Source organism: Thaumasiovibrio subtropicus (assembly GCF_019703835.1).
Lineage (GTDB): Bacteria > Pseudomonadota > Gammaproteobacteria > Enterobacterales > Vibrionaceae > Thaumasiovibrio > Thaumasiovibrio subtropicus.
Window position 1 is genome coordinate 22954 of the sequence record NZ_AP023054.1, and the last position, 12120, is coordinate 35073.

The 12120-nt window shown below is 48.7% G+C and carries 9 protein-coding genes, 4 tRNA genes and 1 rRNA gene; 10 read left to right on the forward strand and 4 right to left on the reverse strand.

Annotation, left to right across the window (positions count from 1 at the left end):
- Positions 1-113 precede the first annotated feature (113 nt).
- Positions 114-347 carry a hypothetical protein gene (locus tag TSUB_RS00100; RefSeq protein ID WP_087023688.1) on the forward strand — a complete coding sequence of 78 codons (234 nt, stop codon included), beginning with the start codon at positions 114-116 and terminating at the stop codon, positions 345-347.
- Here TSUB_RS00100 and tusA read toward each other — a convergent pair whose 3' ends face one another.
- Positions 348-593, reverse strand: a complete 246-nt coding sequence (gene tusA / locus TSUB_RS00105) for a sulfurtransferase TusA (RefSeq protein ID WP_087023690.1) — start codon at positions 591-593, stop codon at positions 348-350.
- Positions 594-949: 356 nt separating this feature from the next.
- On the opposite strand from tusA, the gene TSUB_RS00110 reads away from it, so the two are divergent.
- Positions 950-1897, forward strand: a complete 948-nt coding sequence (locus TSUB_RS00110) for a LysR family transcriptional regulator (RefSeq protein WP_087023691.1) — start codon at positions 950-952, stop codon at positions 1895-1897.
- A gap of 47 nt (positions 1898-1944) precedes the next feature.
- Here the strand turns inward: TSUB_RS00110 and acuI are convergent, their stop codons facing one another.
- The 3 genes from acuI to fadB form a co-directional block, all read right to left on the reverse strand.
- Positions 1945-2925: an acrylyl-CoA reductase (NADPH) gene (acuI, locus tag TSUB_RS00115; protein ID WP_087023693.1), complete on the reverse strand. Its 981-nt coding sequence runs from the start codon at positions 2923-2925 to the stop codon at positions 1945-1947.
- A gap of 214 nt (positions 2926-3139) precedes the next feature.
- Positions 3140-4303, reverse strand: coding sequence for an acetyl-CoA C-acyltransferase FadA (gene fadA, locus TSUB_RS00120; protein ID WP_087023695.1), 1164 nt, complete (start codon positions 4301-4303; stop codon positions 3140-3142).
- Positions 4300-6489: a fatty acid oxidation complex subunit alpha FadB gene (gene fadB, locus TSUB_RS00125; protein WP_087023697.1), complete on the reverse strand. Its 2190-nt coding sequence runs from the start codon at positions 6487-6489 to the stop codon at positions 4300-4302. Before fadB ends, fadA begins: the two co-directional genes overlap by 4 nt.
- A 328-nt stretch (positions 6490-6817) precedes the next feature.
- Between fadB and TSUB_RS00130 the strand changes: the two genes are divergently transcribed.
- The 8 genes from TSUB_RS00130 to TSUB_RS00165 all read left to right on the forward strand — a co-directional run bounded on the left by TSUB_RS00130 (position 6818) and on the right by TSUB_RS00165 (position 11884).
- Positions 6818-7444 (forward strand): YigZ family protein, encoded by a 627-nt coding sequence (locus tag TSUB_RS00130; protein WP_087023699.1) that lies wholly within the window; start codon positions 6818-6820, stop codon positions 7442-7444.
- Positions 7445-7457: 13 nt separating this feature from the next.
- A complete protein-coding gene (locus TSUB_RS00135; RefSeq protein WP_087023701.1) occupies positions 7458-8915 on the forward strand; it encodes a TrkH family potassium uptake protein in 1458 nt (485 codons plus the stop codon).
- Between the two features lie 11 nt (positions 8916-8926).
- On the forward strand, positions 8927-9451 hold the full coding sequence (hemG, locus tag TSUB_RS00140) for a menaquinone-dependent protoporphyrinogen IX dehydrogenase (RefSeq protein WP_087023703.1): 525 nt from the start codon (positions 8927-8929) through the stop codon (positions 9449-9451).
- A gap of 397 nt (positions 9452-9848) precedes the next feature.
- Positions 9849-11400 (forward strand): 16S ribosomal RNA (locus tag TSUB_RS00145).
- Positions 11401-11519: 119 nt separating this feature from the next.
- A tRNA-Glu gene (locus TSUB_RS00150) sits at positions 11520-11595 on the forward strand.
- Between the two features lie 2 nt (positions 11596-11597).
- Positions 11598-11673, forward strand: a tRNA-Lys gene (locus TSUB_RS00155).
- Positions 11674-11703: 30 nt separating this feature from the next.
- A tRNA-Val gene (locus tag TSUB_RS00160) sits at positions 11704-11779 on the forward strand.
- A gap of 29 nt (positions 11780-11808) precedes the next feature.
- Positions 11809-11884 (forward strand) — tRNA-Ala (locus TSUB_RS00165).
- Positions 11885-12120: the final 236 nt, after the last annotated feature.

A 12120-nucleotide genomic window follows, 5' to 3' on the forward strand; every position in this document is an offset into this window, starting at 1 on the left:
ATCAATTTTGCAATCTTAGTCTGCGAAAACTGCTATCCGTGATCCGCAAATCAGATTGCGATACTGGGACTTGGTACACTCAATTCGTGGCAAGGAAATCAGTTGGAGAGCTTATGATCAGGTTCACCGCAATGTCGCTACAAAGCCAAGTGCGCTTATTTAACTTTGGCTTAATACTCAATATCTTGGGGATGGTGTTAACCGACTTATGGATACCTATGGTGGTCGGCGCCATTATTACGACTTATCTCTCGGTAGAAGCTATCGTGCGGCTGCGCTACGTCGAGCCGATGTCGGCTGAGATAGCACAGCTGCGCAGTGAGATTGAATCGCTGCGGTCTAAGTAGTTATTGGCCTACTTTGATCAAAAACTGAAAAGGCATTTGCTCTGTTTGTGCGGCAACCAAGGTGTGGTCCATAAAACGACAAAAGCTTGGAATGTCGCGTGCAGTTGATGGATCATCAGCTGTAATCAGCAATGTCTCGCCGTTCGTCATCTTTCGAACGGTTTTCCTCACCATCATGACCGGTTCTGGGCAGCGTAACCCCTCGGCTTGTAAGTGTTGTGTTGGGTTGTCAAATGGACTTGTCATGTTTGTTGCCTCCAATCGGGGAGGAGATCATACCTACGGCGAGAGAATAATCAATCTCGTCTTAACTGATCGACTGTGTTGCTCTGTTTACACCGCATACTCACATGTACTAAGGGGGAAGAGATGAACTATATTCACCGCATGACCCTGTATCTCGTTTTGCTTTTTATTGCGTTCGTCGCCGTGTTTGTTGATCCATCAAGAAGTCTTACCTTATCAAAGCTTATAGGGATCCTCGCTTTGATTATTGGACTTTCGGTGGAATATCTCATGGCACCAGAAAGTGATCCGAAGTGAACGAAAGCTGGCATACTTGTAGGCTTAGCCGAATAGCCAAGTAGTCGTCTGAGCTGAGTATGGAATTAGAAGAAATCTATCGTCGCGATCTTAACCTGCTAGTTGCGCTGCGAATCCTGATTGATGAAGGAAGCGTGAGTCGCGCGGCGTTACGTTTGAACTTGAGCCAGTCTGCGATGAGTCGTGTGCTGGCTCGACTACGTGCGCTGGTCAATGACCCGCTGTTTATTCGAGAAGGGCAGAAGCTGATACCCACTCAGCGCGCACTCGAACTGAATCAAGCGCTTAACGTTCCGCTTGAGTCCCTGCGTATTGCCTTAACCCCACAGGACTTTGTTCCACAAGACTGTGAACAAGCGTTTAATATCGCCACGACCGACTATGCGATTCAAACTATCCTACCTTTTGCGTTATCGCGTATTTATCAAGAGGCACCGAACATTTCGTTAAACTTCGTGCCGTTGCAACACCAGCGCTTAGCGGAGCAGTTGACGCAAGGGGGATGTGATATGGCGATTTGTCGACCTGCGTACGCGGTAGAAGAGTTGCAACAGAGTGTGTTGGGACCAGTGAGTGTTTTTTGCCTGTTGTCACGCGATCACCCTTTAGCGAATAAAGAGATGACCTTAGACGATTACCTCTCATATCCACATGCTACTATTGCCATTAGCGATGGGGTAAAGCGGCTCATTGATGATGCGCTTCAGGACTACCCTGATCGGCGAGAAGTATTGAGGGCATACCATCTAGAAGCAGCGTTGGCGGTGGTTGAGCAAGTACCTTTGATCATTACCGTGCCGGCAGATTTGGCCTATTTAAAAGCTGAAAAACATGACTTGATTATCAAGCCTATGCCATTTCCTTTTAAGCCGTTTGACTACTCGTTATTATGGCATCCGAGAAACGAGCATTCACCTGCTCAGCAGTGGTTACGACGGATGATTCAAGAAGAGTGTGGAAAATTGATTAACAGTCGTATTCATGCGATGGGGTTAGCGGATACGTGATGTACAGGCAGCCGACGGCTGCCTGTGATTATCAATGAAACACACGGTTAAAGCTTGATGACGACACGCCCCGTCACTTGGCCATTGGTGATCGCTTCCGCTTTAGTCGGTACTTCATCTAAGCTAACTTCTTGGCAAGCTTGCTCGTAATAGCTGGCTGGCAGTAATTCAACCAAGCGCTGCCATGCAGCTTGTCGTTTTTCAAAGGGGCTCATTACAGAGTCAACCCCTAGCAGATTCACGCCACGAAGGATAAATGGCATAACCGTCGTCGGAAGATCAAAACCACCTGCCAAACCACATGCTGCAACGGCACCTTCATAATCAACTTGTGCTAAGGCTTTTGCCAATATTTTACTGCCTACGGTGTCAACTACACCGGCCCAAATCTGTTTCTCAAGTGGGCGCGCTGGTTCTTCAAAGTCACGGCGATCGATAATCTGCTTAGCACCAAGTTGCGTCAGTAGCGGGCCATTCTCTTCAACGCGGCCAGTTAATGCTGTAACGTCATAACCGAGCTCGGCGAGTAGGGTTACCGCAACAGAGCCCACGCCGCCGCTTGCGCCGGTGACAAGTACTGGCCCTTTTTCGGGTGTGATACCTGCGTCTTGCAGTGCTTGTACACAAAGCATCGCAGTCAGGCCTGCAGTACCAATCATCATGGCTTGCTTACCATCAAGCCCTTTTGGTAACGGCACAAGCCAATCCGCTTTTAAGCGTGCTTTTTCGGCCATGCCGCCCCAGTGACCTTCGCCAACACCCCAACCAGTGAGCACGACGTTGTCGCCCTCTTGATAGCGGGCATCTTGCGAGTTCAATACGGTTCCTGCGAGATCAATCCCTGGCACCATCGGAAACTGACGCACAATGCGACCTTTTCCCGTAATAGCTAAACCATCTTTGTAGTTCAAAGAAGAGTAATCGACTGCAATGGTGACATCACCTTCAGGCAGTTGGTCATCTTGAAGTGACTGGATGGATGCAAGGGTCGTTTTTTCTTGTTGTTCTAGAACTAATGCTTTGAACATAAAGGCCTCGAGAAATGAAACAGGAACAGAGAGGTAAGTGTAGTCCGAGTGCATCTATGAGAAAAATGAAACTTTGGCATGAATGCTATGCTTTCGATGCATGTATTGGTTTGTCGGAGCGATTAGTATTTGGCTGCCTTTTTACTCAGCACGGCAAACCGTCAATGGGTAGGGACCCCGACCGACCTCATGCTCGGTCGAGGTTTTGCGCAGACTAGTTACGCTCAAAGATGGTAGCAATACCTTGTCCGAGGCCGATACACATGGTTGCAACGCCCAGTTTGGCCTGTTTCGCTTCCATGAGATGAATGAGTGTTGTCGAGATTCGCGCGCCAGAGCAGCCAAGTGGGTGACCGAGCGCAATTGCACCACCATTCAGGTTGACTTTATCATCGGCTACTTCCTGTAGGCCAAGGCGTTGTATACATGGTAGGGATTGTGCGGCAAAGGCCTCGTTGATCTCGAATAGGTCGATGTCGTCAATGGAGAGGCCAGCACGGGCGAGTGCCTTTTGTGTCGCGGGTACTGGACCAATGCCCATAATCGAGGGTTCGCAACCAGCGACTGCCATTGATCTTACTTTCGCACGAATAGGCATCTGTAGTGCGTTTGCCTTGGCTTCACTCATTACGAGCATGGCTGCCGCACCGTCAGAGAGGGCGGAAGAAGTCCCGGCAGTCACGGTGCCGTTAACAGGATCGAAGACAGGTTTGAGATTAGATAGCGCCGCGAGGCTCGCATCACTGCGAATCACCTCGTCTGACGTGATCAATCGGCGACGGCCAGATTCATCATGGCCTTCGATAGGGTAGATCTCTTGGTCAAAATGACCTGCGACTGTTGCTTTGTGAGCCCGCTCGTGGGAGCGCAGCGCAAAGGTATCTTGTTGCTCTCGGCTAATGCCATGCTGTCGGGATAGTAACTCCGCGGTTAGGCCCATCATGCCTGCGGCTTTGGCCACAGATTTTGACAAGCCGGGATGAAAGTCGACACCGTGGGTCATGGGGATATGACCCATGTGTTCAACGCCACCGATAAGACATACCTCGGCATCACCCACCATAATGGCACGCGTAGCATCATGAAGGGCTTGCATTGATGAACCACACAGTCGATTGACGGTGGTGGCTGGCACCGTATGCGGAATACCTGCAAGAAGGGCTGCATTCCGACCAATGTTGAAGCCCTGTTCGAGTGTTTGTTGTACGCACCCCCAATAAATATCATCGATGGCGTCTGCGGCTAAACTTGGGTTGCGTTTTAATAGCCCCGCCATCAGGTGAGCGGATAGATCTTCCGCGCGAACATGACGATACGCGCCGCCCTTGGAGCGGCCCATTGGGGTTCGAATACAATCGACAATGACAACTTGGTTCATGATGCTTCTCCTTTCAACTGACGTGTGATGTCGGCTGGTCGCGGATAATAGGTCGTCTCGGTTAATGCTTTTTGCCTTAATCCATCAGGTACCTGATAGATTTCACCAAGTCCGGCGAAACGATCCGCGAGGGCAACATAGTTCGCTAAACCAAAGGTATCGAGGTAATGGCACGCCCCCCCATGGAAGGGAGGGAAGCCTAAACCGTAAACCAAGGCGATATCAGCTTCGCGTGGAGAGCCAATAATGCCTTCTTCGAGACAGCGAATGGTTTCATTCACCATAGGAATCATCATTCTTGCGATGATGGTGTCATTGTCAAAAGGTTGCAGTTTGGATTGAATCGGTGCAAGCAGGGTATCGACCTGGCTATCGGCAAGTTTTCTTGGTTTGCCTTTGCGATCGGCTTCATAACGATAGAAACCTGCACCATTTTTCTGTCCAAAGCGCTTAGCGTCAAACAGGGCGTCAATGGCATCTTTTTCAGTTTTGCCCATGCGGCTGGGATAACCCTCTGCCATGACGGCTTGTGCATGATGAGCTGTATCAATACCGACCACATCTAAGAGATAAGCGGGTCCCATCGGCCAGCCAAAATGTTTCTCCATCACCTCGTCAATTTGGGTAAAACTGGCACCTTCTTTAAGGAGCAAATTAAAACCAGCAAAGTACGGGAAGAGGACTCGGTTGACGAAAAAGCCGGGACAATCGTTGACCACAACCGGGGATTTGCCCATTTTTGTCGCGTAGGCGACGACGGTATCGATTGTTGACTGGCTTGTCTTATCGCCACGAATAATCTCAACAAGTGGCATGCGGTGCACGGGATTGAAAAAGTGCATACCGCAGAAGTTTTCTGGGCGTTTTAGTGATGCAGAGAGAGAGTTGATGGGGATAGTCGAAGTGTTTGAGGCTAATACCGTATCGAGGCTGACGTGTTGCTCTGTTTCTGCTAATACTGCCGCCTTCACTTTTGGGTTCTCGACCACAGCTTCGATGACAATATTAGCGTTGGTCATTGCCTCGTAGTGAAGGGCTGGAGTAATCGCTGACAGCACACTTGCCATGCCCAATGTATCCATTCGACCGCGTTGGACACGGTTATTAAGGAGTTTACTCGCTTCTTGCATACCAATATTTAAAGCGTTTGGTGCAATGTCTTTCATGACAACGGGTACGCCTTTTAAGGCGGATTGATAGGCTATGCCGCCGCCCATAATACCGGCCCCTAGCACGGCGGCAGCATTTAAGGGTGGGGCTTGCTTAGCCGCGTGCTTGGCTAGGCCTTTAATGGTTTGATCATTAAGATAAAGATTAACCAATGCTTTGGCGACTGGTGTGCCTGTGAGTTCGACAAAGTAACGGTTTTCGATTTCTAGTGCTTGTTCACGATGGCTATTAGCCGACGCTTCTATTGCCTTTATTGCCGCCATCGGTGCGGGGTAGTGTTTACCTGCTTGTTGCGCCACCATAGCTTTTGCCGTTGAGAAACTCATGGTGGCTTCGATAGTACTCAAGGAGAGAGGGCGCTGCTTCTGTTGGCGACGAGATTGCCAATCGAGTTTCTCATCGATAGCGTCTTGTACCATGTGTGTTGCGATATCATCTAGCTGTTCGCTTTCGACAATGGCATCAATCAAACCCAATTGCAGTGCTTCCGCGCTTCGACATTCTTGCCCTGTTGCAATGAGGCTCATCGCATTGTCAGCGCCAATCAGGCGTGGCATACGCACACTGCCACCAAATCCCGGCATGATTCCGAGTTTGGTTTCAGGCAAGCCAATGACGATGGATGAATCAGCGATACGAAAGTCAGTAGTAAGTACACACTCACAGCCGCCTCCTAGCGCGTAGCCTTTGATGGCGGACAAAGTTGGATAAGGGAGATCTTCAATACGGTTAAAAATGCGATTGGCATCGGCCAACCAGACTGAGAGTTGCTGATGGCCAAGTTCAAACAGACCGAGGAACTCGGTGATGTCCGCACCGACAATAAAGGCTGATTTGCTAGAGCTTAAGATAAGTCCTTTTATGTTTGTGTTTGCTTCGATGGCATCAAGTGCGCTGTCGAGCGTATTGAGCGTAGCGAGATCGAATTTGTTGACTGAACCGGGAGCATGAAAGGTCAATGTGGCTATCTGCTGATCATTCATACTGACGGACAGCTTGTCTGAGTGATACACCATCGCTTGTTCTCCATGTAATTCGAAAGCGAATAGAATGCTGGTTAGACCAGTTGTTATTTTAGTGTGTACCGAGATCGGGCAGTTTTCAATGTAACTTTTAAACAATTGTTTAACTTTTTGTGGTTTGATGATTCTGTTATTAGCTTAGTGTTTTGTGTTTTAAAGACTTTTAGTTTTACTGTTAGCAGTGAGGGTTGTTGTTAAAATGTTAATTAGGTGGGTTTTTAACGAGAGTCGTGATCGTCAGTGAGGGCGGTCTTCTTGACGAGCTGTGGTATGCTGTCGCCAATACGAAAAATCAGATTGCAGCTTTGTTAACCGCGAGATTATGAGCGATTTACCTTATTTAGTGCCCGCAGCAGCGGTTATTACCGAAGAAGAGATCAAGAAAAGCCGCTTCATTACCCATTTAGCGCATACGCCGACAGTGGAAGCTGCCAAGGCGTTCGTGGATCAAGTGAAGCGTGAACATGCGGCGGCGCGACATAACTGTTGGGCTTTTGTGGCTGGCCGACCAGAAAACTCTATGCTTTGGGGATTCAGTGATGATGGAGAACCTTCAGGCACCGCAGGTAAGCCGATATTGGCGCAACTGAGTGGCAGCGGGGTGGGGGAGATCACCGCGGTTGTTACTCGCTACTCTGGTGGAATAAAACTGGGCACGGGCGGATTGGTGAAAGCATATGGTGGTGGTGTACAGATTGCTTTGACATCGTTACAAACGATAGAGAAGCAGATTACTGTACGTGGACAGTTAAGGTGCGCCTACTCACAAGTTGCTGATGTCGAGTCTCTTTTATCACAGTATAAAGGTAAGCTGGTCGATACTGATTATGGACAAGATGTTGTGATGTGCTGTGAGTTAGAAAAACGTGTCTCAGAGCGCTTTGCTACGCACCTCTTTGAACGCAGCAGTGGGCAAATTACGGTCTCATTTGAAAAGACCTCAAAATAACACTTATTAAATAATGCAAATTCGTTCAATTATTCGCATCGTTGGTTTGTTACTGGCGTTGTTTAGTTTCACTATGCTAGCACCGGCCTTGGTGGCGTTTATCTATCGTGATGGTGCGGGCTTTCCATTTGTCGTCACCTTCCTTTTGCTACTTTTCTTTGGCGGTGTGCTGTGGGTACCTAATCGACGCCATAAGCATGAGTTGAAAGCGAGGGATGGTTTCCTCATCGTTGTGCTGTTTTGGACGGTTATCGGCAGTGCCGGGGCTTTACCTTTCATTCTCTCTGAAAATCCTGATCTCTCTTTTACTGATTCTATGTTTGAGTCCTTTTCTGGACTTACTACCACTGGAGCCACGGTGATCACTGGGCTTGATGCCTTACCAAAGGCGATCCTCTTTTATCGCCAGTTGTTACAGTGGTTTGGTGGCATGGGTATCATTGTTTTGGCGGTGGCGATTCTGCCTGTGCTTGGGATCGGTGGGATGCAGCTCTATCGCGCAGAGATCCCCGGACCTGTTAAAGACAGTAAAATGACCCCGCGCATCGCTGAAACAGCAAAAGCGCTATGGTATATCTACCTCACTTTGACGATTGCTTGTGCTGTGGCGTTTTGGCTGGCGGGAATGACGCCCTTTGATGCGATATCACATAGTTTCTCGACGGTTGCGATAGGTGGATTCTCAACCCATGATGCCAGTATGGGCTATTTCAATAGTCCAACGATTAACTTGATTACTGTTGTCTTTCTGTTGATTTCGGCGGTGAATTTTTCACTTCACTTCGCGGCTTTTTCAACGCGAGGCATTCATTTACGTACCTACTGGCGAGATCCTGAGCTTCGGGCGTTTGTCTTTATCCAGCTACTACTATTTGCAATCTGTTTTGGCATGCTGGTGGGGCATCATGATGCATTTACTGTTGGTGAGGCTGCTGATCAAGCGCTGTTTCAAGCGGTCTCTATATCGACCACTGCGGGTTTTACGACAACAAGTTTCTCAGAGTGGCCCCTGTTCCTGCCAGTATTGCTACTGTTTTCTTCCTTTATTGGCGGATGTGCGGGCTCTACAGGGGGCGGGATGAAAGTGATTCGAATGCTTCTACTTTCTCTCCAAGGGTCTCGAGAATTAAAGCGTCTTGTTCACCCTCGTGCTGTTTATACGATTAAGATCGGCAAAAATGCGCTTCCTCAGCGAGTGGTTGATGCGGTATGGGGTTTTTTCTCTGCTTATACCTTGGTATTTGCCGTATGCATGTTGGCAATTATTGCCACAGGTGTTGATGAACTCACCGCATTCTCTGCGGTTGCCGCTACACTGAATAACTTAGGGCCGGGGCTAGGAGAAGTCGCGGTCCACTTTGGCGAAATAAATAGTGCGGCGAAGTGGGTACTGATAATCGCGATGCTATTTGGACGATTAGAAGTCTTTACCTTATTAGTTCTCTTTACACCGACCTTTTGGCGTAGTTAACAGGGATTCAAATGCAAAAGATATTGTTGGCCTATTCTAGCCGAGATGGCCAAACTCAAAAGATATTAACCCAACTCGAAAAGCAATGGGCGCAAGAGGCAAACTGCGATTGGTACGATCTTCATGGAGACAGCGAGGTGAACTGGGCGCAGTATGACCGTGTAATTGTCGCTGCATCTATTCGTTATGGTCGCTTTCATCAGTGTGTCTATCAGTTTGTGTCACAGTACCAGCTAGAGTTGGGTCAGATGCCTGCGGCATTCCTTTGTGTAAACCTGACGGCAAGAAAACCCGGTAAAGACTTACCCGAAAATAGTGTCTATATTAAAAAGTTCTTAAAGCAATCTCCTTGGCAACCCAAGCAAATTGCGATCTTCGCTGGCGCGCTACGGTATCCGAAATACCGTTGGTTCGATCGAGTCATGATTCAGCTCATTATGAAAATGACCGGCGGTGAGACCGATACACGTAAAGAAGTGGAGTATACCGACTGGCAAAAGGTGGGAGCATTTGGTGAAACTTTCATCGAAAAGTAATGGTTTTAACGTGTTCTGGTGCTTTTTTGCTCGAACGATGAAAAAGTAAAGAAAAAGACTTGTCAGCGTAGATTTACTCCCTATAATGCCGCTTCACCGACACGGAAACACGGTCTCTAAGGCGGTGGTGCTCGGTAAGATTGGTTAGAAAAATCTTCAATTTAGGTGTTGACACCCAAGTCGGAATGATTAGAATAACCAACCTCATCGCAAGATGAAAAGTTCTTTAACAATATGACCATGCAATCTGTGTGGGCACTCGTTGAATAGATAGTCTAAAGATTTATCAATGATACTAGTGACCAAATCAAGACTTCGGTCTTAGCACAGTCAATTCATTACTTAGCAATAAGTAATATCAGTATTCATTGAGCCGGTCGAAAGACCAACAAAACTTTAATTGAAGAGTTTGATCATGGCTCAGATTGAACGCTGGCGGCAGGCCTAACACATGCAAGTCGAGCGGAAACGACTTAACTGAGCCTTCGAGTGACGTTAAGGGTGTCGAGCGGCGGACGGGTGAGTAATGGCTGGGAACCTGCCCTAACGAGGGGGATAACCATTGGAAACGATGGCTAATACCGCATAATCTCTACGGAGCAAAGAGGAGGACCTTCGGGCTTCTCGCGTTAGGATGGGCCCAGTTGGGATTAGCTAGTAGGTGAGGTAACGGCTCACCTAGGCGACGATCCCTAGCTGGTTTGAGAGGATGATCAGCCACACTGGAACTGAGACACGGTCCAGACTCCTACGGGAGGCAGCAGTGGGGAATATTGCACAATGGGGGAAACCCTGATGCAGCCATGCCGCGTGTATGAAGAAGGCCTTCGGGTTGTAAAGTACTTTCAGCAGTGAGGAAGGTTTAGTAGTTAATACCTGCTAGATTTGACGTTAGCTGCAGAAGAAGCACCGGCTAACTCCGTGCCAGCAGCCGCGGTAATACGGAGGGTGCGAGCGTTAATCGGAATTACTGGGCGTAAAGCGCATGCAGGCGGTCTGTTAAGTCAGATGTGAAAGCCCGGGGCTTAACCTCGGAACCGCATTTGAAACTGGCAGGCTAGAGTCTTGTAGAGGGGGGTAGAATTTCAGGTGTAGCGGTGAAATGCGTAGAGATCTGAAGGAATACCGGTGGCGAAGGCGGCCCCCTGGACAAAGACTGACGCTCAGATGCGAAAGCGTGGGGAGCAAACAGGATTAGATACCCTGGTAGTCCACGCCGTAAACGATGTCTACTTGGAGGTTGGAATCTTGAATTCTGGCTTTCGGAGCTAACGCGTTAAGTAGACCGCCTGGGGAGTACGGTCGCAAGATTAAAACTCAAATGAATTGACGGGGGCCCGCACAAGCGGTGGAGCATGTGGTTTAATTCGATGCAACGCGAAGAACCTTACCTACTCTTGACATCTACAGAAGCTTGAAGAGATTCGAGTGTGCCTTCGGGAACTGTAAGACAGGTGCTGCATGGCTGTCGTCAGCTCGTGTTGTGAAATGTTGGGTTAAGTCCCGCAACGAGCGCAACCCTTATCCTTGTTTGCCAGCACTTCGGGTGGGAACTCCAGGGAGACTGCCGGTGATAAACCGGAGGAAGGTGGGGACGACGTCAAGTCATCATGGCCCTTACGAGTAGGGCTACACACGTGCTACAATGGCGCATACAGAGGGCGGCCAACTTGCGAAAGTGAGCGAATCCCAAAAAGTGCGTCGTAGTCCGGATTGGAGTCTGCAACTCGACTCCATGAAGTCGGAATCGCTAGTAATCGTAGATCAGAATGCTACGGTGAATACGTTCCCGGGCCTTGTACACACCGCCCGTCACACCATGGGAGTGGGCTGCACCAGAAGTAGATAGCTTAACCTTCGGGAGGGCGTTTACCACGGTGTGGTTCATGACTGGGGTGAAGTCGTAACAAGGTAGCCCTAGGGGAACCTGGGGCTGGATCACCTCCTTAACGATAAGACTGCTGTTAAATGCAGTGTCCACACAGATTGCTTGGTTGTAATGTGAAGAGTGTCGGGTAGTGTTTTGCACTATCCCTATTAGTGTGCCCAACACACTAGTAAAACCTAAGTCCCATTCGTCTAGAGGCCTAGGACACCGCCCTTTCACGGCGGTAACAGGGGTTCGACTCCCCTATGGGACGCCATTGGGTCGTTAGCTCAGTTGGTAGAGCAGTTGACTTTTAATCAATTGGTCGCAGGTTCGAATCCTGCACGACCCACCATCTTCTGCCACGAAGATGTAAAACTACCGTGGGCGATTAGCTCAGTTGGGAGAGCACCTCCCTTACAAGGAGGGGGTCACTGGTTCGAGCCCGGTATCGCCCACCATTCTTTCTCTTTTCGAGAAACCCAGATTCGGGGCTATAGCTCAGCTGGGAGAGCGCTTGCATGGCATGCAAGAGGTCGGCGGTTCGATCCCGCCTAGCTCCACCACTCTTTAAAGGTTTTTCGCATCTCATAAGCGGATTCAACAGTTAGTATCAATGTTGGATCGTTTTGTCGACGCTGAGAATCGTTAAAAAGTGGTTTCAAAGAATCACATGCTCTTTAACAAACTGGAAAGCTGACTAGTAAATTCAATCGAATAGATTGAATCGTTCATTGAAAAATGAACAAGTTCTCAAATCGTATTTACGCAAGTAAATACAACAAACACATTCAAGTGTCTT

What these genes read in the sequence shown, in the direction of transcription:
- TSUB_RS00110 (WP_087023691.1), top strand. Translation starts at nt 950, where the DNA reads ATGGAATTAGAAGAAATCTATCGTCGCGATCTTAACCTGCTAGTTGCG.
- tusA (WP_087023690.1), bottom strand. Translation starts at nt 593, where the DNA reads ATGACAAGTCCATTTGACAACCCAACACAACACTTACAAGCCGAGGGG.
- fadA (WP_087023695.1), bottom strand. Translation starts at nt 4,303, where the DNA reads ATGAACCAAGTTGTCATTGTCGATTGTATTCGAACCCCAATGGGCCGC.
- TSUB_RS00130 (WP_087023699.1), top strand. Translation starts at nt 6,818, where the DNA reads ATGAGCGATTTACCTTATTTAGTGCCCGCAGCAGCGGTTATTACCGAA.
- TSUB_RS00135 (WP_087023701.1), top strand. Translation starts at nt 7,458, where the DNA reads ATGCAAATTCGTTCAATTATTCGCATCGTTGGTTTGTTACTGGCGTTG.
- acuI (WP_087023693.1), bottom strand. Translation starts at nt 2,925, where the DNA reads ATGTTCAAAGCATTAGTTCTAGAACAACAAGAAAAAACGACCCTTGCA.
- hemG (WP_087023703.1), top strand. Translation starts at nt 8,927, where the DNA reads ATGCAAAAGATATTGTTGGCCTATTCTAGCCGAGATGGCCAAACTCAA.
- TSUB_RS00100 (WP_087023688.1), top strand. Translation starts at nt 114, where the DNA reads ATGATCAGGTTCACCGCAATGTCGCTACAAAGCCAAGTGCGCTTATTT.
- fadB (WP_087023697.1), bottom strand. Translation starts at nt 6,489, where the DNA reads ATGGTGTATCACTCAGACAAGCTGTCCGTCAGTATGAATGATCAGCAG.